Genomic DNA, 24234 nt, shown 5'->3' on the forward strand with positions numbered 1-24234 from the left:
AGAGTTAAAGAAGGGTGTGTTAATTTTAGAAGCAAGATAGGATTAAAGAATTACAAAAGGCTGTCGAGGCGATTTTTTACTTCTAAGAAGTCTATCCATGTAAGCTTCTTTTGACTAGGGGTTCTAAGAAGGTAAGCTGGGTGGAAAGTTGGCATAACAGGTATTTTTATATTATCCTCGCTTTCATAGATATGCCATTTCCCTCTTGTACGGATAATCCCATTTTGAGATCCAGTAAGAAACTGTGCAGCAACACCTCCCAGTGCTATAAGAACACGAGGACGCGCTAAATAAATGTGCCGTTCAATAAAAGGGCGGCACAAGGCAACTTCTCTTGGTGTTGGTGTACGATTTCCTGGCGGACGCCAAGGAATAGTGTTGGCAATGTAAACATTATTTCTTGTTAAGCCAATTGATGCGAGGATTTTATTAAGCAACATCCCGGCTTTTCCCACAAAAGGAATTCCTTGTATATCCTCGTCTCGTCCTGGTGCTTCGCCTATAAGCATCAGGGGGCTTCCTGCTGTTCCATCTGAAAAACAGGTATTTTTTGCTGTCAATTTTAATGAACAGCCATTAAATGCAAGGAGAGCAGATTTTAATTCATCAAGTGTCTTGGCACTTTTTGCACTCTCTATAGCTGTGGATTCATTTTGTATAGTCCTAGAGTTATGCAGCTGATGATGATCTAATTTTACGGTTGGAGATGTTTTGGCAGATGCTTGTTGATTATGAGAAATGTTCACGACAGATATTAATTTTTTCTCTGAACAAGCAGACTGCTTAAAACGATCAATAGGGAAATCCGTCAGAACGGCATCCGCACCACTTTCTTTATAAAAGTTTAAGAGTTCTTCATAGGAAATTGAGCACGGCGTTTGATTTAACATTTTACTTTTTCTAATGATCTAGCGATTATAGATCAAACAAAATTATCCTTCAAGTTTTATTAAATGTATTCGCTAGCCATTAATGTATAAGAACGCTGATAAAATTCTCTCTTTTCACAAAAAAGGCAAATCGTAAAATGCGAGTGTTCGCGATTATATACATATCTAAATGTACAATTTGTTTAAATTACGCTATTTCAGCTTTTTAAACAGACTAAACTCATTCATAATAAAAGAATTTTTCACTGAATGCAAGTGGTGTTATAATATTTGTTATCATTATATTCTATATTTAATACTTAATGAAAGTTACTTTTGTAGTATTTTATTTATAAAATAAAGTATAAATTTTTTTTATTATTATATTTTTTAAATAATTTTTATTAAAAATAAATATATTAATTGAAATATATAAATATTAATTTGATATGAGAAAAATACTAAGACGTTATAAACTATTTTTACAATGGGTTAAAAGCAATGTGTGGATATATTCTTTTGCTTTTTTTACCGCTGAAATGAGAGGTTCATTTAATGCTAAATGCGCTGCAATAGCGCTTGAGAGAATGCAACCTGTTCCTCGCATTGTTCCTTTTAAACGTGGAGTAGAGATATTTATGACTTCAGTTTTGTCAATGAAGCTATCAATTGCAAGAGGCCCCTCCGCATGTCCCCCTTTTACTAAAATAGAGCGAGCTCCCAATGACAAAAGTTTTTTTGCTTGTTGTATTGCTTGCTTATCATGAGATGCCAATGGACTTTGGCTAAGAAGAGCGAGTTCTTCTCTATTCGGTGTTAAAAGATCAACATGAGGAAGCAGTTTATCGATCATAGTGTCGATGATTGTTTCCGTTATTAGTTTTCCTCCTGATGAAGCGACAAGTACAGGGTCCAAAATAACTGGAACATGGGGATAGTCTTTGAGTACGTTACAGATTGCTGCTATAATTGCTTTTGTCCCCGTCATACCGATTTTTATTGCGCTTATTGGATTTGCATCTAGGGCAGCACGCATTTGCGCAGCGACGAGGTCTCCACGCATTGGAATGATTTCGACAACGCGATTATCATCTTGTACGTTAACACAAGTAATTGCTAAATTTGCTTTTATTTGAAAATGCGCAGAGGTTTCTATATCACGAACAATACCAGCACCTCCTGTTGGATCAGTGCCCGCAACAATAAGAATGGAAGGTATCAACGCCATGTTTGTGTCACTTTTATCCACTGTTGTACACGCTCTTCAGGTTTTTTATGGAGGATAATATCAGTCACAACAGCAGCACTATTTGCTCCTGCTTTTAAAACACCAACTGCGCGTTCTGGTGTTAAACCACCAATACCCACCAAAGGTAAAGCACCAATCCGCTTTCTCCATTGTTTGATTTTCTCTAGTCCTTGCGGCATCCATTTCATTTTTTTTAAGATTGTCGGATAAATAGGACCAAGTGCAATATACTCAGGATTAGCAGAGAGTGCGATATCCAATTCATGTTCATCATGTGTACTAAGACCAATTTTTATACCACTTTTACGAATTGCGTGAAGATCAGCATTGCTTAGGTCTTCTTGTCCCAGATGAATAAAATTACACTTTTCATCAATTGCTATTTCCCAATGATCATTAATAATTAATTGTGCTCCCAATTTATTGCATATGTTTTTTGCACGCTTAATATGTTGACGGATTATTTGTTGATTTTCATGTTTCATACGCAATTGTACGAGCTTGATGCCAAGAGGAAGCAAACGTTCAATCCAATCAGCGTTATCAACGATGAGGTAAAAAGGATCCAGTTTCATGAAAATACTGCTTTTCCAATGATTGGTGTTGAAGGGACTGCTACATTGCGTGCTTCGATCATGCCAGCTTTATATCCCATACGTCCTGCTTGAACAGCTTTAGAAAATGCTTCAGCCATCAAAACAGGATCAGCTGCTTTAGCAACTGCGGTATTAAGCAGTACTGCATCATAACCGAGTTCCATCGCAATGGCGGCATGTGATGGGCGTCCAATGCCGGCATCAATAACAAGAGTAGCATCAGGAAGGTAAGCACGGATAGAACGCAATCCATCAGTATTATGAGGTCCTTTGGCAGAACCAATAGGAGCACACCAAGGCATAATAACACGGCAACCAATGTCAAAAAGTTTTTCAGCAACAATGAGATCATCCGTTGTATAGGCAAAAATTTTGAAACCTTCATTGTTTAAAATTTGAGCAGCTTCGATTAAGGAAAAAATATTTGGCTGTAAGGTATCTGAATTACCGATAATTTCGAGTTTAATCCAAGCCGTTTTAAAAAGATCTCTTGCTAATTGGGCTGTGGTTACGGCCTCTTTAACAGTATAACAACCAGCAGTATTAGGAAGCACTGTTACCCCAAGTTCTTGAAGAAATTTCCAAAATTGTCCACCTTGTTTTCCACCTGCAGTTTCACGGCGCAAGGAAACAGTTACAATTTCCGTATTCGATTTATGAATAGCATCACGAAGGATTGCTGGTGAAGGATATTGCGCTGTACCTAATAGAAGACGGGAAGAGAATTGTCGTCCATAAAGATTCAGCATAATTTTAGCCTCCTTGCATTGGGCTTAAAATTTCAATTTTATCTCCTTCATGCAAGACAAATTGGCTTCGCGCATCTATGGGAACAACTTCAGCGTTAACAGCAGTTGCAAGCCAATTTCCTTCATACCCCAATTCTTCAAGCAAGAGACCGAGAGTCATAACTTCTGTTTGGACTGTTTCACCATTAACAAATATTTGCATGCTTTATTCCAATGCCAATTTCATTGCTCGTTTTGCCATTTCTGGAGACAACAGAAAACCATGTCTATAAAATCCATTAATAGAAATAAAGTTACCATCTTTATGCACAGAAGGGAAGTTATTAGGATAACATGGACGAACACCAACGCCAGATTCAATAATTTCTGCTTCAGCAAAAGCAGGATGTAAAGTATAAGCCGCGTTGAGCAGTTCCATCATTGATCTTACAGAGATTGCACCATCAAAGTCACTTTCAATCATCGTTGCACCAATCATAAAAATATTATCTTGTCGAGGTACAATGTAGAGAGGAAACCGTGGGTGAAGAAGACGAATTGGACGCGAAATTTTAATATCGGTGCAGCGCACGAGAAGCATTTCACCGCGTACGCCCCGTATATTTTTATCTTTTCCTAAACGTGCTATTCCTGTCGCATCAATAACAATATCAAAATTTTTTTCAGCTATTTCTACATCAACAAAACAGGCTCCATTGTTGAGAAGCTTTTCTTTTAAAGTCATAAGTGCTTTGCGAGGATCAATATGGGCTTCATTTTCATAAAAGAGTGCACAGTTAAAACGTTCCGCAAGATCTGGTTCAAGATGAGCTATTTCTGTATTATCTACGGTTTTGTGATTATGCGTACGCACAGAAAATCGTTCAAGCTCTCCTCTATCTCGTGTAGGTGCAACCACTAAAGTGCCTTTTTGTATGACAAGGTTTGGGAGCGTTTTACGCCACCATTGTATAGCTTGTACACCAAGATCTTCAACAATTTGTTCTGCACTTTCCCTTTCACAGTAAGGTGCAAGCATTCCTCCTGCATACCAACTAGCACTTCCTATAGGTGAATGAGGGGGGGCCGATACAGTAACAGAAGCACCTTTTTGCTGTAACATAAAGGCAGCTGTTAAGCCGCCTACACCTGCACCTTTGATAAGAATGTTCTTCAACTATTTACTTTCTTTTTTTGAGGAGGAACAATTTCCATATAAAGGTCGCCATTTTTCTGATATTTTTCGGCCATGGCGATCATACCTTCCCCTTTTGTTTTTCTTATTGCAGCTGCCTCACGAATATCATGGGAAATACGCATAGAACAGAATTTTGGTCCACACATGGAACAAAAATGCACCAATTTATGGGCTTCTTTAGGCATTGTCTCATCATGAAAGGCACAGGCTGTTTCTGGATCAAGAGAAAGGTTAAATTGATCGTGCCATCTAAAATCAAATCGTGCACGCGAAAGAGCATTATCGCGCAATTGTGCTCTAGGCAAACCTTTAGCAAGGTCAGCGGCATGAGCAGCAATTTTATAAGTGATCACACCAGTTTTTACATCATTCCTATCGGGGAGTCCTAGGTGTTCTTTAGGTGTTACATAACACAACATAGCAGTTCCAAACCATCCAATCATAGCGGCACCAATTGCTGATGTAATATGGTCATAACCAGGAGCAATGTCCGTTGTAAGAGGTCCCAAAGTATAAAAAGGCGCCTCATGACAAAGATCTAATTGTTGCTCCATATTTTCTTTAATTTTGTGCATTGGGACATGTCCTGGTCCTTCAATCATAACCTGTACATCCTTTTTCCAAGCAATTTTTGTCAATTCTCCCAAGGTTTTAAGCTCTGCAAATTGGGCCTCATCATTGGCATCGGCAATAGAGCCAGGGCGTAACCCATCTCCTAATGAAAGAGAGATATCATATGTTTTTGCAATATCACAAATTTCATCAAAATGTTCATAGAGAAAGCTTTCTTTGTGATGATGGAGACACCATTTTGCCATAATAGAACCGCCTCGTGAAACAATACCTGTTACCCGATCAACGGTCAAAGGGATAAAAGGTAATCTTAATCCCGCATGAATGGTAAAATAATCAACACCTTGCTCTGCTTGCTCAATAAGGGTATCACGGAAAATATCCCATGTTAAGTTTTCGGCAACACCCTGTACTTTTTCGAGTGCTTGATAAAGTGGAACAGTTCCAATAGGAACAGGGGCATTTCGAATAATCCACTCACGAATATTATGAATATTTCGACCTGTAGAGAGATCCATAACTGTATCTGCTCCCCAGCGAATGGCCCAAACCATTTTATCAACTTCTTCTTCCATAGATGACGTTACTGCTGAATTGCCAATATTGGCATTAATTTTAACACGGAAATTACGCCCAATAATCATGGGTTCGCACTCTGGATGATTAATGTTTTGTGGAATAATGGCGCGTCCACAAGCAATTTCATTGCGAACAAATTCGGCAGTATAAATTTCTGGTATTGATCCAGAAAATGTTTCATTTGATGGTACATTCTGCCGTTCTTTTACTGCTAATCCTTCATTTTCTCGTATAGCCACATATTCCATTTCCGCTGTAATAATGCCTGCGCGCGCATAAGCCATTTGTGTAATTGCTTTGCCATGTTTTGCTCGTAAAATGGGACGTTTTTGTTTAAAGGCTGGTGTAAGGTTTTTATCAGAAGCCAATCCATTATCTTCAGGTTTCACTGATCGTGCAGGATAAGTTTCAGTATCATCCCGCTTAGAGAGCCAAGGTAAGCTAATTGCTGGCAAGCCTTTTGTAATATCAATGATCATGTCTTTATCTGTATAGGGGCCAGAAGTATCGTAGACGTTTAAAGGTTTTTCACCACTGCCATCAGTCAGTGAAATTTCACGCAATGGTACGCGCACATCAGAAAAGAGAAGGCTCTGTTGATAAATTTTGCGTGAAGAGGGAAAGGGGCTACAACTGATTGATGGAGTATTTTTCTGCACAAACTTTTTCCTTATAGACACAGAGTTCAAAAATAGGTTGCGATGTTAATGGAGATGTATTCAAATTATCAATCACGAGCATTCGGGCGAATAGGAATAATATTGCTTTGTAGCAAAGAAAATCCAATACAGCTCAAGAAAAGTTACTTTGAAAATTGATACAATATCTATTCTAATATTTGCATGCCTCCTCCCACTTGAAGTATTTTTGTTAATACGAATATGGTTGGCTTAAATATCTATATTGTCAATCATAAAAATATATTTTAAACGATTTTGGTGTGTTTTTTTTAAGTGAAAATAGATATTATGAAGTGATAAACTATGATATTGAAGCTTTTATAAACCAGAATAAAGTTAAAAACGGATTATCAGGGAAAAATTAGATAGTTTATGGCTCTGATTGAGATTTTTTCATATTAAAATAATAACTCAGAATACCATAAGATTCTCTCATCATACATCTTTTCATATAAAATCACTTCCTTGCACGTCATAAGTGGGGGCGTATGGGGCAAAACACTTGAAGAAAGGAAGCCAAATGTCATTTAATGAACATTCTAAGATGTGAGGACTGTCAAAACGTAGGGCCAACAAAATGTATAATGGGTTCCAGCTTGTATCTTCAAAAGCTTAACGCTGATGATCTATAATGGCTTACTATTTTATTATTGACGTGCGCTGTCGTAAAATAAAAGGAGTATATTTTGAGCAATATTTCTTAAAAAAGTGCGTAATATGCACTATCATTATATTTTGTTTGGAGCATTCTATTCTTCATGAGGGGGATGTTCCCATTAAGAATGCGATAAACAAAAGCGTGAAACAATACCTAATCTTTAATAATATTGCCATGAATTAAGAAGAATACCAATAATTGCAAGATGTTGTTTAGAATGATTTATTGTTCTTGCAAAAAAAATATACATATAATAATATATAGAGGGAGATGTGCTAAGTGTGGGAGGGGGAAAGTTGGTTATGGGGCGTTTAAAAAACAAGGATATTGTTCATAAAAATTGGGGGAGGGCCGAGGTTGGGCTTTTTAATTTTTTCCGGGTCGGATACAACCTTCAAGTTTTGTGAAGGTATGTGATATTTGATATTTCAAAGTATTTCATTTCCAGTTCAATGAAAGTGTGGAGCAAATGTCCATAGTGAATATATTCTCTATGATACATTTAGATTGAACAAAAGCTTATTCAAAAAACATTGGTGCTAATCTTGTGACACAATTTCAGGAAGAAATTGAATAAAATAGAACAAAGTATCTGCGTGTGAATAAAAACATAATGAAGCATGCAAAAAATCTGAAGCTAATTTTTAAAGTTTTAATACAAATGATAGCCAAAAGATAGAATTTCTTTGTTTAAAATATATGGTATAAAATATCGACGAGATAGATTTAAACTATTGAAAAAAATAAAAAAAGATAATGTTTAAGTCAGAAATTTTTTATGTGGATGATAAGTTACTATATTCAATAATGGTTATATGAAATCCATAATAAGAAAAATTTTGAATAGTATTTATAAATTTTGCAACAAGATGCAAGATTTGAAAAATAATTATATAATAAGAACAAAGCAAGATATTAAGTAACATCAGATGAGGTGGTTACATTATACATTAGAAGAGAAAGCATTAATACTAATGTTATGAAAAGCGTCTGGTGAATTTAGGTTATAAAATTGGAAGGAGTGAAGAGAGATAAAATGCGTAAATACGGATGGTGCAGTGGTTATGATGTACCCATCAACAGCGGCAGCACATTTTAGTGCACAGAACGAGAAATTGTTAGAAAAACTATGAAAATAATTGGGGGATTTAAAATGTCTAATATTTACGATTGGTCTCTAAAGGCTGATGAAAATGCTTATTCAGATAGTATCATTAATTGGGCAGAAGGTCAGCCGCCTAGTTCTGTTAATGATAGTGCACGGGCGATGATGCAGCGCGTGCGCGAATATCTTGCAGATAATGGTGGATCTATTAATTCAAGCTTTACAGTAAATGTGGATGATAAAACAACATTAATTACTTTAAAGACAGTTTCGCCTATAAAGAAATACAACAATGATATCGTCATACGTTTTAAAGCTTGTGGTGTAAATATTGGCGTGACAACAATAACTGTTAATAATATAGGAGAAAAGCTTATCTATAAAGCCACTGATGCGGGGATTATACCATTAGAAGGTGGAGAATTTCAAACAGATGGCATTTATGAAATGGTATACAATAATGGTGTTTTAATAAAAGAGCATGAGGGTTGGTATTTATTAAACCCTACACCACCAAAGATAGAAAGTTTCCCCTCTGGATTCATTGCAACATTTGCTATGCAAAATGTGCCAAATGGTTGGCTTTTATGTGATGGTAAGGCCTATAAGCGTGAAGATTATCCGCAGTTATTCAAGGCAATAGGTGATAAATGGGGAAAAGACAGCAATAAAACTTTTAAAGTTCCTGATTTTAGAGGCATGTTTTTACGCGGCTTTGATAATGGTCGGGGTTTAGATGGTGGTAGAAAGTTTGCAGATGAACAACAAGATAGCATAAAATCACATACGCATATTGGGAGTATTGAAAACGCAGGCGAGCATGCGCATAATTTTGAGTATCAAGGGGTAGGATGGCCCGTTGGTGATATTGGGAGACTCCCGAATCATTATACTTATAATGCGACCCTGAAAGGGAGAACAGATTCTGCTGGTGCACATACACACAAGGTAACTCTTTCCCATACGGGTGAGGCAGAAACGCGCCCTGTTAATACAACCGTTGTCTATGCTATAAAATCATGAGTATGGTCGGGTCATAGAATAATCCATACACCTTGATAATTTTGTTAACGCGGAGCAATTCCGCGTTATTTTCATATATATATATTGAAGAGGAAATCTATATTGTTAATAGGATACTTGAGAGAGTTAAAAAACAATTTAAAAATGATTAAAAAAAAAGAGTTAAGGATATAATTTATTATAAGAAAAAGAAAATCATAACTTTTTTATAATTGTATGATAACATAGAAAAAATGTGTAAAAATCATTTAAACTGTGCCGTGAAGAGATCTGGAGATATATTTTTTCATAAGGTGTTTTGATAAGGGGTAAGGTGATAAAATTATTCAACCTGAGGCATAAAAAAGTACAATATTTTTAGCGTTTTTTGTACAAAAACAGCATCCCCCGTATGAGTTAATTCACTTTATAAAGATATCTTTCACCTTGTTGTCGATTTCATTTCTTTGCATTGCCATGGTGGAGGCTTTATCTATAAATGATAGTACTCCTTTGAGTGGAATCATCATTATGCCTGTGAAGCAGAAGACAAACGCTATTTCTATATTCTCTCTTCCTCCCTATATTCCGCATTGTTTTTGCATTGTGATATGCCAATAAACAATTTTTTAATAGAGAGAGAAAAGTAAAAAATATCAGTATAAATCAATATTTATTTATAAAAAAAAGCTAAAGTATATGTATTATAAAGAAAACATTACCTTTAAAGCTACAAATAAATCTTTTATGGAGGGGAGAAAGGTACTTGATTTCTATATGGTCCTTAGAAGATATAAATAATACACTCCGTTATTATAACAAAGGCATTTATACGCATTTCTTGAATCATTTTTATAAAGATAAAAGTGATAGAAAGAGTGGGAAAACGCATGTTTATGTTGTATAAATTTGTATAATCTAACAGTTTGATAGCAAATAAAATTTCACATGTTTTTAGTTACGTAAAATCTTAAAAGATTTTAAACTGGTATTTTTTCCCAAAATATCTTTAGGGTGCTTGGTCTTCTTTTTTAATGATAGATGACAAAAAGGAGTTCATATAAAAATAAAAAAGATTCTTGAATATTTGCATGTTTTATTTTGCTATGGACTTTAGTTTTTAGATTGAAGCCGATAGCTTAGAGATCTAATTCTCATAGGAGGATGCCGTTTGAGGGAGTATAAAAGGGATATCTTCTTTAGGTAATTCAGAAACGTTTAAAGAACAATGATAAACATCGCGGAGATTTTGTGTTGTCAAAACATTAGTTGCATTTCCTTCGCAATAAATCTCACCTTCCTTGAGCAAGATCATGTTATCTGCATAATGTGCCGCGAGATTGAGGTCATGAAGAACAGCAAGAACGCCGCCACCAGAATGGGCAAATTGTTTAGCAATATCCATAACGATGATTTGATGTTGAATATCGAGGCTAGCAATAGGTTCATCTAATATCATCCAGCGAGGAATCCCATTATGAACAGGTTTCCAGACTTGGCAAAGTACACGGGCAAGTTGCACTCTAGCTTGTTCTCCGCCTGATAATTGGTGATAATACATGTTGCCATAATCAGAAAGGTCAACGCACTCTAAAGCTTTCTGGATAAGATTTTGCAATTCGGCTTTGGCAATGCTAAATTGGTTTACAGAAAGGCCAAGCTCTACAACTTCATGGACTAAGAATGGAAATACGAGCGTTGTTGATTGTGGTAGTACAGCGCGCATTTTTGCCATTTCATGAGTTTTTGTTTGGCATACATTATAACCATTTAAGGTTATTTTTCCACTGTAAGGAATTTCACCACTCAAAGCTTTGATAAAAGTACTTTTTCCTGATCCATTAGGACCAATAATAATGGTAAAAGCACCACTTTTAGCTTGAAGATTAATGTGTTTAAGAATCTGCTTTTTTCCGCGCTGAACACAAATATTTGTTGCTTCAATCATGAAAAGTCTGTTCCTCGTTTGCATATAAGGATCCATAGAAAGAAAGGTGCACCAAAAAGTGCTGTTACAATCCCAATCGGCAATTCTGCGGGGGCAACAATTAAGCGCGCAAACATATCAGCAAAAATAAGTAATGCTGCTCCCAAGAGAGCAGAGCAAGGAATGAGATAGCGATGATCAGGACCAATGAGCTGACGTAAAATATGAGGAACAATGATACCAATAAAACCAATACCACCACTAACAGCAACAGCACTACCACACATAAGAGCAACAAGGGGAATAGCAATATTTTTGACGCGTTGAATATGGAAACCAATATGGCCAGCAACAGCTTCTCCAAGAGCAAGGGCATTAAGTGCTCGTGATAAAAAGGGAGAGAAAAGAAGACCAATAACGATAAAAGGGAGAACGAGCCATACTTTCAACCACGTAGCGCCTGCAAGAGAGCCCAGACTCCAAAAAGTGATATCACGCAGTTGTTGGTCATTTGCGACAAAAATCAATGTTCCGACAACTGCACTGCTTAATGCACCAAGAGCAATACCCGCAAGCAACATGGTTGCAATAGAGGTAAAGCTATTATGGGTTGCTATTATATAGAGAATAATCGTTGATAAAAGTCCACCAAAAAAAGCACCTATGATAACTTTATAAGGCTCTAGAAAAGGTGCAAATGAAACAGGAAAAGCAATACCGACAACAATTGCTAAGACTGCTCCAAGTCCAGCACCTGCTGACACACCTACAATTCCGGGATCAGCAAGAGGATTACGAAAAAGCCCTTGCATAAGAACACCGGAGACAGCTAAAGCTGCTCCAATCAATAATCCCAAGATAACACGGGGAAGCCTTATGTCGATGAGCACGAGGTAATCACGAGTTTTACTACTTACCGAAAAATCTTGTGTAAGCATCATATGGAGGAGATCAACGAAAGAAACCTTTGCTGCACCATTCAAGAGCCCACCAAAAATACTGAAAATAAGGAATATTATTAAGCCTAATAATAAAATCTTCCCCTGCTTTGAACGGTTTATTTTTTTACCTTCTTTTTCTTTAGGTAAATGCATCCTAGATGTACCGTTTACCATTTTTATCAGCTCTTACCGTTTTGATGTGCACCATAAAGTATCTCAATAAGCTCTCTTGATGCGTCTGCAGTGCGTGGACCAAATCCCAAAAAATACATAGCATCCATCTGTTTTATGGCATGATTTTTCGCTGCAGTTGTTGCTTGAACTGCCGGTATGGCTAAAATCTTATCAATGCTGGTTGATTTTGCACCATGTTTTACAAGTAAGATAACATCGGGATCTGATTTCAATAACGCTTCGCCGTTGAGAAGTTTATATCCTTTATAATCGGTGATAGCATTGATAGCGCCTGAAAGTTTGATCATACTATCAGCTGCAGTACCTGTTCCAGATGCCATGACACGTCCATTTTGCACAGAGAAAACAAAAAGAACACGCTTTGGTCTTGTTACTTTCGCCAAAAGCGCATCGTTGTCTAAAAAATCACGCTTCAATTTCTCAATCAACGCAGCGGCTTGCACTTCCCGCTGAATAGCTTGGCCAACGAGGCGAATCTTTTCTATCACATTTTCACGAGAGTAGTTTTCTGGTATGATCACCAGAGGTATTGATGTTTTTTTGAGAATATCAATTGTTGAAGCAGGACCGCTTCCTTCAACAAGTAATATGCCCTCTGGAGCAAGTGATAAAACCCCCTCAGGTGAAAGAGCACGCATATATCCAAGCACAGGAAGTTTGAGTGCTTCTTGTGGGTAGACGCTCGTACTATCACGGGCGACAAGTTGATCTTGGGCTCCCAATGCATAGACAATTTCTGTAAGTGCTCCGCCGATAGAAACAATTCGAGCATTTTCAGGAAAACGCGTTGCAGGTTCAGCAATTACTTGTTTAGAAAAACAAGTAAGAGAGAGAAATAAACACATAAGAAAAAGGTTTGATAACCTATGTAAAAGAGATCTGAACATGTTCAACCTTACCCTATCTTAGTTACTGCTGTTTTCTTGGCACGATGGCAAACGATTCAATAAAGAGCGCCAATCTTCACGTTCTTTTTGACCTTCCTTGCGCACGCCAAAGAATTGAATAACCATCTCATCATCTTTATCGAAAACTTCAAGTGAGCTGACATACCCATCAGTCGTAGGCTTGCGAACACGCCATACTTTATTGATCCCAGAAACGAGTAAATGGAGGTGAAATTTCTGATCGAGAACATTAAGCCAAGGTCCCATTTGCTTAATGTTCTTCACTTGCCCAGTGAAAATTTGGATACATCCTTTATTACCAACAAAACACATAATTGGTAACTCTTCTTGTGCAACTTGTTTGAGCATCATTTCAACAGCTTCTATTTTTAACTCATCGGCAAACTCATTTCCGGCATGTTTTACAGCATCATGTCGATTAATTTTCAGTTCAGAAATAATCTCATGAAGTTGATGCACATCAGTCATCTGTCGCCAACGATTTTGGAACTTTTCAACATCCAGCTTTGTCGTATCACATTGTACTGGAGTAGGAACGGGAGAAATATCAAGTACAGGTGATTGATCGTCATGAAGCAACTTTTCAACAAGTGCAGCCCATTCTTCCATATTAGTTGCGTCTTTAGAATAGAGTTTGAAAATGGCAATGCCATATTGATCAAAGAATTGCAAACTTTTCATAGGTGTTCCAAGAATAATCACATCATGTTCGAAACCAAACTTCCATTGTTTTGAAAAAATACGCAAGTCAATTTCACCGAGTGTTATCGGGATGTGCTGGCTTTGAACAATCTTCTCAAAACATCCTGTTATTTCATGGACAGCATTATTATTCCGTGTCAATGCCATAATTGTGCCAAGTTTAGGAGCATTTTCCAAGAAAGTAGCGACATCAGCGTGTAATTTTTTTGCTTTTCCGATTGTACAATAAGCCGCGATGAGTTCTGCTTCGGATATACCAATAGAATCCGCGAAATCGCGGTTACGCATCTCTTTTTTTTCTTCACGCAAGCGAATAATCGTTTCGGCTGTGTATGACATGGGCTTATCCTTATGCTACCTGTTTGAGGGTTAAGTGTTTAATTTTTCAACTCAAAGACAGTAAGTTGAACCACTATCAACTAATGGTTCAACCTACTACCAAATAAGCCCTTGTTTTATCAACAATAGAACAATAAAAACCGATAAATTACAAAAGTTAAAGCGTAGACCTCAAAATATGTTGTTTAAAAAACAAGAAGAACAGAAACGCAATAATTTATTTTTTATCGACATAACCTTTTTAATTGATCTAATGGTTAACAAAAGTAACTAAAATTTTTGTACAAACGACACCTTAAAGTTACGACCAGGTTGGCTATAATAATCTTTTGGTGTTGAACTTTTACCTGAAGGAAGTTCAGATACATTCCAATATTTTGTATTGAAAAGATTATAAACACCAGCTCTTAAAATAGGTCCCGTTTCACCGAGTGGTTTCCACCACCCTGTCATATCAACGACATGATATCCTGGAATTTTTTGGTAATCAGATTCTCCGGCTACTTTATCACGTTTGGCTGCCAAAGTAAGGATAATATCGCTTCCCCAAACCTCTTTTGCATATCCTAATCCGATAACTGCTTTCAAAGGAGGAATTGAGTTAAGATACTCCTTTTTATCAAGATCTTTTCCTTGTGAATAAGCAAGAGCAACATTGCTATGAAAACCATTTTTAAGAACTAAATGGGCTTTTGTCTCAACACCAAAAATTTGCACGTGAAAACGATTCATGTAATGCCGACGCGCAAATTTAAATTCTTCTGATGGCCCTCTATCCTCAGTATCTATGAAGTTCTTATATTGATTGAAAAAGGCATTGAAGGAACCACCAAAATTTACATTTCCATACTTTATACCAACATCATACCCATTGCTTGTTTCTGCTTTAAGATCAGGGTTGCCCTTCGAGTAATAAGCAGGGGGTTTTATATAAGAGACGTAAAGTTCTGCAACACGTGGTGCCCGAAAAGCTTGTGCCCATTGAGCATAAAGTGTTATTTGATCATGAACATCCCACTCTACACGTAATTTGGGGGAAAAACGTGACCCATTTCGTTCTGGAGGAAATTTGTCAGAAATCAGAGCTTTCTTATAAGAGGACGTTTTTTGAGGGACATACGCATACCAATCATAACGAATTCCAGGTGTTATACGGAAATGGTTATCAGCAAAGCCAATTTCATCTTCGAAAACAAAACCCAAATTATAGCCATTTGTATCTGGTGAATCTGACCGATTAGCGGGTACAAAGAGGCACCCCCGTGCATTTTCCGCCAAGTGACAATTATCTTTCCCTAACAAATAATGATGCAATTTAGATGACAAGACATTGGCCGCAAGCTTTAACGTATGATCTACAGTACCAATATGAACTTTTTTGAGAGCGTCAGCGTTGACACCATAATTGGTATTACGCAAAAAATTATCTCTCAAAAAATCCCCTGTGGGGGCCTTAACACGAACTGCAGTCATAATATCATGACTTGACTGTCTTTGCCAATAAATCTGCCCACGAAATGCATCAAAAAATGCATCTTCATTGCCGTTATAGTCATAAGAAAGAGAAAGGCGTTCACGGAGTTTTTCGTCCTTATTATAAACAGAACTAGGGGCATAATATCTTTTAGAAGCATTCAATGAATGTGTATCAATATTGTGACCAAAACGCTCTGCTGTAAAACCAAGGCGGTGATTGTCATCAAGGTATTGGTGAATTTTAAAGAGCAAATTATTTTGATCAAAATGAGCAGGGTTTTTACGTGTGCGTTCTTCATAGCCTTCTAGGGTTCCCATATTTTTGCGCTCATGACCGTCAGCATAAGACCCTTGGAAAAGCAAAAACGTTTGTTGAGCACGCATTGCAACAGCTTGATCTACGTGCCAACTATTATCGACAGAATGATAACCACCTCTTATCAGACCACCCCAATTTTTTCCTTCTGTGATAAGATCTTCAGGATCAAGGGTACGCAACGCAACAACTCCTCCTAGTGCACCAGATCCATAAAAACTAGAATCCGATCCCTGAATAACATCGAGTGTGGAAAGTGCACTAAAGTCAAACATTGTGTTACCACTGTTCTCACGCAATATATCATTGAACCATGGAAGAACAATACCATCCATTGTTGTGAGAACACGGTTTGCTTCTAAACCACGAATGACAAAACTGTTATTTCCTGGGTTATAGCCCACAGTTGGATAAAGACGACTAATATCATAGGCATCAGTTATTTGTTTTTCACGAATATCCTTCGCGGTTTTCCGATCTGTCAGAACACTGACCGAATCCAAGGCCGTCCCTATTTTTTTCTCTTCAATAACAATTGGTTTAAGTTCAGTGATAGCACCTCCATCTTTATTTCGTGCAAAAACAAATGAAGGTATACAGACCGATAATGCACTTAAAATCACACAGCTTTTATAGATATTTTTTCGTCTTATTTGCATAACACATCACAACCTTTTTAAACATCCCCTCTCTGTTTTGAAATTTTATTTTATAACAAAAAGGCTGGACCCGCTGATTAAAACTTGCCAGCCAAGCAAAAATGATTTTGCCAATAACACAAAATCACTAGGAAACCATATTAAACATGACAAAATCAGTCAAGAAAAAAGTTGCAATTTCAAAATAGCCTGTTTTAATGAGATTGAACACCAATATTAAGCTTAAAATAGTGGCAGAAGAAACGATGAATTTTGCAAATACGAAGCAATTATTAACTCTTTGGATTGGTGCATTTGTTGGAGCTTTCTTTTTGCATATATTATTGGGAGCGCAGTTTTATTTTCAAAGTACTGGTGTAAGTAATGACTTACTTTCGTCGGAGATTATGCTAACTTTTGTGCAAGAAACTGTACATTCGGATGTTGATACAGACTTGCCAGATATTCATACAGAGTCGGATATTAATACAGAGCCAGAAGTATTACAGTCTGATCTCCTAGAGAAGGAGTCAGAGGAATTGGAATCCGTGGCTGAAGTTCAACCGGAAGAACCACAGCATATGGTAGAACAAGATGACTTAAAGCCTTTGGAAGAAGCCTTTCTTCAAAAAGTGGAACATAAAGCGTTTATCAAAAAAACAATACCGATGCCAAAGGCTGTAGTAAAGCGCTTCAATGCAAAGGCAGTACGTTCTTCTTCCACCAATAAGGGTAGCGGTACAGCAGGGGCTGAAGATATATTGTTAATGGAGTGGTTAGCAAAGGTACAGTCACAATTAGAAAGGCAAAAAAATTATATTGTGGGACAGCGTACCAGTCGTACAAAAGGAACGGTGAAGTTAGAATTTATGGTACATGAGCAGGGGAGTATTTTTTCTAGTCGTGTAGCAGTCTCTGCTGGTGATCCAGAACTTGATCGATTAGCGATGGCGGCACTTCAACGCATTGGTTCTTTTCCACCACCGCCACCATCAAAAGTGAATAAAACAATCAGAGTATCCCTAATATTTAGCTGATTTTTTATGCGGGGCGCTTTTCTTATAATATATTGATTTATAATGATTGTTTATAATTTTAATGAAAGTTAAAATATAGTTTGTTCTAATTTTTTTGACGTTGAATTAATCAAAACCATTCGCTTACTTATGATATAAGTTGAGGGGGAGCATGGATAAAAACTTCTAAAAAGCAGCGAATATACTTCTTATGAATGCTCTAAATGAAAGGGTTGTTGCAACATTGGGAGTTATGGGATGATAGAGCTATAGCTTTTATTAAGTAAAGGTTAATCGTGTTTAATCGATTTTTATACCGTTCGTGAGAGGATTTTCGTAAGTACTTTTCAGATACACTGTTGTGAAATAGACTTAGAAACATTAAAATAAAACAAGAATATCAATAAGAAAAACATACTATTTTGGGATGCTCTGTTTTTGTGTGAAGGATGTGAGCTTATATGTAAAAATGAGAAAAACAAAAAGCAAAGCTTCATCTTCATCATTAAAAGATATTGACATATTTGAAAGTCGTAAAACCGAATGAAAGGGAAGGGGCAGAAGAAAATTGTTTGTCTTTAAGGCTTTCTAACCCAATGAGTCTGTCTTTCTGTTATCAGAGATAATCCAAACGATATATATAACAACCTACGCTCTATTTGGTATAGAAATGTTATAAGCAGAAAAAAATAGTTTGAAAATATGCTGTTTCACAAGATTTGAATATTGACTAATAAGCAACAGTAAAAGGATGAGCTATTTGTTTCACTCTTCTCTTATATTTGTAATCTCTATGATATTGTCGTTTATGTTGAGAAGAAATGAACTATTTGTATGACATGTTGATTTATAATGATAATTCATCATTTTGTATTTAGAATAAAAGACCCGAATAGCGCAGGGTTTTCTTATTTTGAATTTATTGATACTGAATCAATTAAAATTACTTGCTTATACATCATAAGAAGGTTGGTATGTGGGTACTATTTAAAAAGGAATAAAAACACTTCTTGTGAACGCATTTCAAATGCTATTTGGGAAGTTAAGGCATATTATTTGGGGTGACCAGAAAGCAGGTCGGTTTTTATATCTATTTTCCCAGTGAGTCTTGCTTTGTAGACACCATAATTTTCCATGACACGCATCACGTAATTACGTGTTTCTGTATAAGGAATACGCTCAATCCAATCAATGACGTTATCGAGAGGTTGTCCTCGAGGATCGCCATAACGTTTTATCCATTCATTGACTCGACGGGGACCCGCATTATAGCCAATAAGGGTTAGTATATAGGATCCATTAAAACGTTCTAATTGTTCATTGAGAAAATGGGCACCTAATGTTGCATTATAATGAGCATCACTGCTAAATTTTTGAGGAGACCATGCGATTGAGTATTTTTTTGCCAGTGCTTTTGCTGTTGTAGGCAGCAATTGGAGTATACCTTGTGCACCTGCTTTTGATATGGCTGTTGGATTAAATTCGCTTTCTTGGCGTGCAATGGCATAGATAAGCGATTTTTCTTCTACAGAAATATGAGCAGAAGCTGGTATAGCTCCCAGAGGATGAGAAAGTGCCCCGACGTTTTTCCCTTGAAAAGCAGCCATTTTTCCAATTTTGAGGCTGGTATAATAGTCTCCATTTTTTTCTGCCATAACAGCCAGAAGAGCTAATTCACCTGGGCTTTCTATTTTTTTTCCGAGCTCTCTATAAAAAATTTTAGCAAAATCAGCATAGCCGGCTGCTTCAAGACGTTGAATTGCTTTGATCGCTTTTCGTGCACTAAAATGTTGTCGCTCAGCGGTTGTTGGTTTGGGAAAGAAAATTTTAAGCTTTTTTTGGTTAAGTCGTGCAGCGGCTAATTGACCATAGTAAGTTGCACCAAAATGAGCTGCGCGATGAAAGTATTGCTGGGCATTTTTATGTTCTTCTAGCGTTTCTGCTGTTCGTCCCATCCAGTAATATCCACGTGATGCATAAAAAGGTAAAGAAGAGAGTTGAGGAATACGTGAAAAATGCTGCATTGCCAATTTAGGGTTATGAAGAAACCGTAGTGCATACCATCCTGCATGAAACTCAGCATCGACGGCTAATGCAGATGTTATACCAGTGTGCATTGCAACGAGTTGATAAGCAATTTTTGGTTTGTTTAAATCGAGCATTTCACGAGAAAGGGCGCGTTGTTCTTTCCACAATGAATGAGGGTTCATAAGGCGGAATGCATCTTTTGATGTTTTCATCATGAGTGCAGCGGCTGCATCATATTGCTCTGTTCGTCGAAGATGGCGTATTCGAGCAAACTGAAAAAGAGGATCTTTTTGCCATAATCTCTCTACCGCTTTTAATTTTTGTGTAGCTCTAGGATCATTTTTTTCAACGGCCACAAAAGCATTAAAAAGAGATTGAGCATGGGCTAATTTTGCAACGCGTGCTGCTGAATCAAAACGATGTGCATACAGCATAAACTGCATGCGTTTCAAATGATCAATAGGTTTTAATGCAGCGCTTGCATTTTTAAGAACAAATACTTCTTCTTTTGCATTAAGCTGTGTTTTATGCCACCATGGCGCAATAACGTGTTGAGCACGAGTGGTTTGTCCCGTTGCGATAAGTGCTTTAGCGAAGAGAGCCATCCCTTGTGCTGTTTGGGGCGGGTGATGAGAAAATTTTTGGATGATTGCGCGTGTGACGTTGGTTTCATTAAGAAAAGCACGTTCAGCATTGCGTTGCATCGTTTCTATACCTGGCCATCCTTTTAGCATGTTGATTGCATTAAATATTTCAGAACTTGGTATATTCGCTTGGTTTGATACCCCCAGCGCCCATGTCAAAATATGACGATCAAGGCTATGTGTTTCCATTGAATTTCGAAGATTTATTGTTTTTGCAATATTGTTGTTTGCTAGTGCATCTAGCCCAGCTTTTAGTTGCTGAAGTGTAGCAGTATTGTGTGATGTCGTGTGTATCTGTTGAAGAGATTCTTGAGCTTCTTTTGCGGTAAAGGGAGTAGGGCGAACCAAAGGGATTGGCGCTTTTCCTTGCAAAAGGGGTGTTTGTGCATATGCACTTGAAAATAAAATTCTTACTGCCAGTATAAGTGCAGTAAAGGTTGATACGAAAAGAGAGGTGGAAAATACACGCATAGAGAAAAGACCTTGAGACCTTGCTTTTTGTAAAAACTTAAGGATTTATAGAACACAAGCGTGAAAAACGCGTTAATACAGACGGCTTGTTTTGAAGAAATGTTCAACATTTAAGGAGGGACATTTTCATCTTATGAGGGCTTTTTTTGAAATTCATCTTGCTTCAATGATAGAGCAAGATTATGCTCTATTTAAAATTTATAAAAGGCGATTATAAAAAAATAAAAGCAAATATTATAGGGAGTTTATCATGCTCAAGGGAGCTATAACTGCGCTTATCACACCGTTTGATAACAAGGGCGCAATTGATGAGAAGGCGTTTTGTGATTTTGTTGAATGGCAGATCACACAAGGGATTAACGGTGTAAGCCCTGTTGGGACAACAGGTGAATCAGCAACGTTAAGTCATGAAGAACATAAGCGGATTATAGAATTGTGTGTTGAGCAGGTTGCAAAGCGTGTTCCTGTTGTTGCTGGAGCGGGATCAAATAGCACAAGCGAGGCTGTAGAGCTTGCACAATACGCGCAAAAAGCTGGTGCAGATGCAGTTTTGGTTGTCACTCCCTATTATAATAGACCAAATCAATCTGGTTTATACAAGCATTTTTCTTCCATTGCCAAAGCTGTTTCTATTCCAATTATAATTTATAATATTCCTGGTCGTTCTATTATCGATATGGCTGTAGAAACGATGAAAGACCTTTATCAAGATTTTAACAATATCATTGGTGTTAAGGATGCAACGAGCAGAATTGAGCGCGTTAGTGAACAAGGTGAAAAGTGTGGAAAAGATTTTGTGCAGCTTTCCGGTGATGATTGTACGGCGTTAGGTTTTAATGCACATGGAGGTGTTGGGTGTATTTCAGTTTCCTCTAATGTTGCTCCAAAGCTTTGTGCAGAGCTTCAAGCCGCTTGTTTTCGTGGTGATTATAAAACAGCACGAGAATTAAATGATCGCTTGATGCCTCTTAATCGTGCTGTGTTTATTGAACCTAGTCCAGCAGGTATTAAATATGCTGCTGCAAAATTAGGGTTTTGTGGTGATACTGTGCGTTCTCCTATTGTTCCATTAACAGAAAGAACAAAAAAGATTATTGATGCAGCCCTCAGTCATGCTGGTCTTTTAAAAGCGTAAAATGATATTGACAAAGCCATGAATAAAAAAAAGAACGCGCCCGTACGGAAAATAATTGCTGACAATCGTAAAGCACGTTTTAATTTTGAAATTCTCGATAATCTTGAGGCGGGTCTTGTTCTTCAGGGAGCGGAAGTAAAGTCTTTACGTTCCAATCACGCCAATATTGCTGAAAGCTATGCGAGTTTTGAAAATGGGGAATTATGGTTAGTAAACAGCTATATTCCTGAATATACGCAGGCTAATCGTTTTAATCATGAACCACGACGTTTGCGCAAATTATTACTTTCAAAACGTGAGATGGCACGTTTTTTTAATGCAACGTCTCGTGAAGGAATGACACTTGTTCCTCTTAAACTTTATTTTAATGAACGAGGGCGCGTTAAGTTGGAGATCGCTCTAGCGCGAGGGAAAAAGCTTCATGATAAGCGCGAAACAGAAAAAAAACGCGATTGGGGACGTGAAAAAGCAAGACTTTTAAAAAGGTATGGCTGATGGGTGCGATCTAGATATTCTTTATTCATAGCGCTGTTTAAAACAGTTTTAGCATTGATCTAAGTATGTTTTTGCTGCTTGAAAGATTTGATGAAACATGGCGTCTGTCAAACGTCCAGTATTTGTATTATAACGAGAACAGTGATAACTTGAAAAGATGCGTAATCTGCCAATATTATTGATTTCACCATGTCCAAAAGGATGAGCTAAAACTTTTGCATTAAGGGCACGTATCGTAGAATGGTGCGCAATGGTGCCTAAGGTGATAACGGCTTTAAGTTTGGGAAGATTTGTTAAAAGAGGTGAGAAGAAATAACGGCATGTGTTAATTTCTGCACCGGTGGGTTTATTTTCTGGTGGAACACAACGAACAGAGTTAACAATTGCTGCATCAATAAGTTCAAGAGTATCGTCTGCTCTTTCTTCAAATGTTCCTTTGGCAAAACCAAACTTTTTTAAAGTTGAATAAAGTAAGTGCCCAGCATAATCACCAGTAAATGGACGTCCAGTTCGATTTGCTCCGCGTAATCCAGGAGCAAGCCCAACAATAAGAAGGCGTGTTGTGTCTGGCCCTTTATAAGGAAAGAATGGACGCACCGGTGCGTTATACCAACTTGGTTCTTTTACACGCCAGTCAGCGATAAATTGATGAAGCCTAGGGCATAAATTGCAATTTTGGGGTGGTTCTGGGCAAAGTGATGTTAATTGGCTATTCATGGTGTTAGGCATCAATCGATTTTCTATTTTTTTGAGTCTTTTATAGCGTATATGATGGGCTATGTTTTGATAAACAATCTATAGTGAATATAAATAAACTTTTTTAGAAGAAAGTTTAATATAAACTTATTGCTCATTATTGTGTAAAGAGAGGTAGTCTTTCAGTAATTTATTCGATGAATAAGAGTGCAATACACATGATGTTCAAAGAAAAAAGTTCTCTCTTTAGACAAAGATATTATCATAAAAGTATGCATAAGGCTGCCGTTATTGCAAAGGATTTTAAACAGCTGGTATTCCTTTTAAAAGGATAAGGACTCCAGACAAGTATTTTGTCAAGAAAGACCGACCTTTGTTTGAAGTCAATCTATTGGAATGCTTTTAAAAGAAGTTTTGATAACAAACATGAATAGGTTATACATTTTATAAATTTTCCAAGAATTTTCTTAAATAAGTTCTTTAATCAAAAAATATAAAAGCTTGTGTTGTTTTTCTTGTGTTTTATTTTGATTATTGTATATACTCCTTTATTCGCTATTAAATTTTTTTATTTGAGAAAGAGGCATAAATGGCCCGCGTAACGGTAGAAGATTGTATTGATAAAGTTGACAACCGCTTTGAATTGGTACTTTTAGCAGGTCATCGGGCGCGTCAGATTTCACAAGGAGCGCAGATTACGGTTGATCGTGATAATGATAAAAATCCAGTTGTTGCTTTGCGTGAAATAGCAGAAGAAACATTGTCGCCTGCTGATTTAAAGGAAGATCTTATTCATTCGCTGCAAAAGCATGTGGAAGTAGATGAGCCAGAAATGGCAAGTGAATTTATTACCCATTCAGGTGAAGCTGAAAGTGTTTTTAATACGTCATCGCAAGAAGAAGGTACTTCATTTGATCATATGTCAGAAGAAGAGCTTTTAGCTGGTATTGAAGGTTTGGTTGTTCCAGAAAAAAGTGACGATTATTAATTGCAGCAATTTATGTTACAGGAGTAAAAATACCTTGTCATGTAAGGAGCAATTATTTTTCTTGTCTTTTATTGATAGGACA

19 protein-coding genes are annotated in these 24234 nt (G+C 37.1%); 5 read left to right on the top strand and 14 right to left on the bottom strand.

Features of this window, described 5'->3' with window-relative positions; genetic code table 11:
- Positions 1–50: 50 nt before the first annotated feature.
- The 7 genes from ACFILW_RS00575 to thiC all read right to left on the bottom strand — a co-directional run bounded on the left by ACFILW_RS00575 (position 51) and on the right by thiC (position 6451).
- Entirely contained in the window at positions 51–890 is an 840-nt protein-coding gene (locus ACFILW_RS00575; protein ID WP_375622234.1) for a uracil-DNA glycosylase family protein, read from the bottom strand.
- Positions 891–1338: 448 nt separating this feature from the next.
- A complete protein-coding gene (locus ACFILW_RS00580; RefSeq protein WP_375684916.1) occupies positions 1339–2097 on the bottom strand; it encodes a hydroxymethylpyrimidine/phosphomethylpyrimidine kinase in 759 nt (252 codons plus the stop codon).
- Positions 2088–2693 (bottom strand): thiamine phosphate synthase, encoded by a 606-nt coding sequence (locus ACFILW_RS00585; protein WP_375622232.1) that lies wholly within the window; start codon positions 2691–2693, stop codon positions 2088–2090. The genes ACFILW_RS00580 and ACFILW_RS00585 overlap by 10 nt, the downstream gene beginning before the upstream one ends.
- Entirely contained in the window at positions 2690–3463 is a 774-nt protein-coding gene (locus tag ACFILW_RS00590; RefSeq protein ID WP_375611200.1) for a thiazole synthase, read from the bottom strand. The genes ACFILW_RS00585 and ACFILW_RS00590 overlap by 4 nt, the downstream gene beginning before the upstream one ends.
- Before the next feature lie 4 nt (positions 3464–3467).
- Positions 3468–3665: a sulfur carrier protein ThiS gene (thiS, locus tag ACFILW_RS00595; protein WP_273791115.1), complete on the bottom strand. Its 198-nt coding sequence runs from the start codon at positions 3663–3665 to the stop codon at positions 3468–3470.
- Positions 3666–3668: 3 nt separating this feature from the next.
- Positions 3669–4619, bottom strand: a complete 951-nt coding sequence (locus ACFILW_RS00600; protein ID WP_375684917.1) for an FAD-dependent oxidoreductase — start codon at positions 4617–4619, stop codon at positions 3669–3671.
- Entirely contained in the window at positions 4616–6451 is a 1836-nt protein-coding gene (gene thiC, locus ACFILW_RS00605) for a phosphomethylpyrimidine synthase ThiC (RefSeq protein WP_375684918.1), read from the bottom strand. Before thiC ends, ACFILW_RS00600 begins: the two co-directional genes overlap by 4 nt.
- A gap of 1832 nt (positions 6452–8283) precedes the next feature.
- On the opposite strand from thiC, the gene ACFILW_RS00610 reads away from it, so the two are divergent.
- Entirely contained in the window at positions 8284–9258 is a 975-nt protein-coding gene (locus ACFILW_RS00610; RefSeq protein WP_375684919.1) for a tail fiber protein, read from the top strand.
- 1126 nt (positions 9259–10384) lie between these two features.
- Here ACFILW_RS00610 and ACFILW_RS00615 read toward each other — a convergent pair.
- The 5 genes from ACFILW_RS00615 to ACFILW_RS00635 form a co-directional block, all read right to left on the bottom strand.
- On the bottom strand, positions 10385–11185 hold the full coding sequence (locus tag ACFILW_RS00615) for a heme ABC transporter ATP-binding protein (RefSeq protein WP_375622227.1): 801 nt from the start codon (positions 11183–11185) through the stop codon (positions 10385–10387).
- A complete protein-coding gene (locus tag ACFILW_RS00620; protein ID WP_375622226.1) occupies positions 11182–12279 on the bottom strand; it encodes a FecCD family ABC transporter permease in 1098 nt (365 codons plus the stop codon). Before ACFILW_RS00620 ends, ACFILW_RS00615 begins: the two co-directional genes overlap by 4 nt.
- Before the next feature lie 5 nt (positions 12280–12284).
- Positions 12285–13187, bottom strand: a complete 903-nt coding sequence (locus ACFILW_RS00625; RefSeq protein ID WP_375622225.1) for a hemin ABC transporter substrate-binding protein — start codon at positions 13185–13187, stop codon at positions 12285–12287.
- A gap of 18 nt (positions 13188–13205) precedes the next feature.
- On the bottom strand, positions 13206–14249 hold the full coding sequence (locus tag ACFILW_RS00630) for a hemin-degrading factor (RefSeq protein WP_375622224.1): 1044 nt from the start codon (positions 14247–14249) through the stop codon (positions 13206–13208).
- A 270-nt stretch (positions 14250–14519) separates the two neighbouring features.
- The gene (locus ACFILW_RS00635) at positions 14520–16700 is read right to left on the bottom strand and encodes a TonB-dependent hemoglobin/transferrin/lactoferrin family receptor (RefSeq protein WP_375622223.1); all 2181 of its coding nucleotides are present in this window, start codon (positions 16698–16700) and stop codon (positions 14520–14522) included.
- Positions 16701–16945: 245 nt separating this feature from the next.
- Between ACFILW_RS00635 and ACFILW_RS00640 the strand changes: the two genes are divergently transcribed.
- On the top strand, positions 16946–17716 hold the full coding sequence (locus ACFILW_RS00640) for a cell envelope integrity protein TolA (RefSeq protein WP_375684941.1): 771 nt from the start codon (positions 16946–16948) through the stop codon (positions 17714–17716).
- 1031 nt (positions 17717–18747) lie between these two features.
- On the opposite strand, the gene ACFILW_RS00645 is transcribed toward ACFILW_RS00640, so the two are convergent.
- Entirely contained in the window at positions 18748–20838 is a 2091-nt protein-coding gene (locus tag ACFILW_RS00645) for a lytic transglycosylase domain-containing protein (protein ID WP_375684920.1), read from the bottom strand.
- Positions 20839–21088: 250 nt separating this feature from the next.
- On the opposite strand from ACFILW_RS00645, the gene dapA reads away from it, so the two are divergent.
- Positions 21089–21973, top strand: a complete 885-nt coding sequence (gene dapA, locus ACFILW_RS00650; RefSeq protein WP_375622221.1) for a 4-hydroxy-tetrahydrodipicolinate synthase — start codon at positions 21089–21091, stop codon at positions 21971–21973.
- Between the two features lie 18 nt (positions 21974–21991).
- A complete protein-coding gene (gene smpB / locus ACFILW_RS00655) occupies positions 21992–22468 on the top strand; it encodes an SsrA-binding protein SmpB (protein WP_375622220.1) in 477 nt (158 codons plus the stop codon).
- 48 nt (positions 22469–22516) lie between these two features.
- Here smpB and ACFILW_RS00660 read toward each other — a convergent pair whose 3' ends face one another.
- The gene (locus ACFILW_RS00660) at positions 22517–23185 is read right to left on the bottom strand and encodes a uracil-DNA glycosylase (protein ID WP_375622333.1); all 669 of its coding nucleotides are present in this window, start codon (positions 23183–23185) and stop codon (positions 22517–22519) included.
- A 568-nt stretch (positions 23186–23753) separates the two neighbouring features.
- Between ACFILW_RS00660 and rpoZ the strand changes: the two genes are divergently transcribed.
- Positions 23754–24152 carry a DNA-directed RNA polymerase subunit omega gene (gene rpoZ, locus ACFILW_RS00665; RefSeq protein WP_273791104.1) on the top strand — a complete coding sequence of 133 codons (399 nt, stop codon included), beginning with the start codon at positions 23754–23756 and terminating at the stop codon, positions 24150–24152.
- Positions 24153–24234: the final 82 nt, after the last annotated feature.

Origin of the sequence: Bartonella sp. TT110JLCBS, from assembly GCF_042193405.1 — a bacterium.
GTDB lineage: Bacteria > Pseudomonadota > Alphaproteobacteria > Rhizobiales > Rhizobiaceae > Bartonella.

Bases quoted from the DNA above. Each gene is read 5' to 3' on its own strand.
- rpoZ (WP_273791104.1), top strand. From the start codon at position 23,754: ATGGCCCGCGTAACGGTAGAAGATTGTATTGATAAAGTTGACAACCGC.
- ACFILW_RS00625 (WP_375622225.1), bottom strand. From the start codon at position 13,187: ATGTTCAGATCTCTTTTACATAGGTTATCAAACCTTTTTCTTATGTGT.
- ACFILW_RS00610 (WP_375684919.1), top strand. From the start codon at position 8,284: ATGTCTAATATTTACGATTGGTCTCTAAAGGCTGATGAAAATGCTTAT.
- ACFILW_RS00615 (WP_375622227.1), bottom strand. From the start codon at position 11,185: ATGATTGAAGCAACAAATATTTGTGTTCAGCGCGGAAAAAAGCAGATT.
- ACFILW_RS00620 (WP_375622226.1), bottom strand. From the start codon at position 12,279: ATGGTAAACGGTACATCTAGGATGCATTTACCTAAAGAAAAAGAAGGT.
- thiS (WP_273791115.1), bottom strand. From the start codon at position 3,665: ATGCAAATATTTGTTAATGGTGAAACAGTCCAAACAGAAGTTATGACT.
- ACFILW_RS00575 (WP_375622234.1), bottom strand. From the start codon at position 890: ATGTTAAATCAAACGCCGTGCTCAATTTCCTATGAAGAACTCTTAAAC.
- ACFILW_RS00645 (WP_375684920.1), bottom strand. From the start codon at position 20,838: ATGCGTGTATTTTCCACCTCTCTTTTCGTATCAACCTTTACTGCACTT.
- ACFILW_RS00580 (WP_375684916.1), bottom strand. From the start codon at position 2,097: ATGGCGTTGATACCTTCCATTCTTATTGTTGCGGGCACTGATCCAACA.
- ACFILW_RS00590 (WP_375611200.1), bottom strand. From the start codon at position 3,463: ATGCTGAATCTTTATGGACGACAATTCTCTTCCCGTCTTCTATTAGGT.
- ACFILW_RS00640 (WP_375684941.1), top strand. From the start codon at position 16,946: ATGAATTTTGCAAATACGAAGCAATTATTAACTCTTTGGATTGGTGCA.
- ACFILW_RS00635 (WP_375622223.1), bottom strand. From the start codon at position 16,700: ATGCAAATAAGACGAAAAAATATCTATAAAAGCTGTGTGATTTTAAGT.
- ACFILW_RS00660 (WP_375622333.1), bottom strand. From the start codon at position 23,185: ATGAATAGCCAATTAACATCACTTTGCCCAGAACCACCCCAAAATTGC.
- dapA (WP_375622221.1), top strand. From the start codon at position 21,089: ATGCTCAAGGGAGCTATAACTGCGCTTATCACACCGTTTGATAACAAG.
- smpB (WP_375622220.1), top strand. From the start codon at position 21,992: ATGAATAAAAAAAAGAACGCGCCCGTACGGAAAATAATTGCTGACAAT.
- ACFILW_RS00585 (WP_375622232.1), bottom strand. From the start codon at position 2,693: ATGAAACTGGATCCTTTTTACCTCATCGTTGATAACGCTGATTGGATT.
- ACFILW_RS00630 (WP_375622224.1), bottom strand. From the start codon at position 14,249: ATGTCATACACAGCCGAAACGATTATTCGCTTGCGTGAAGAAAAAAAA.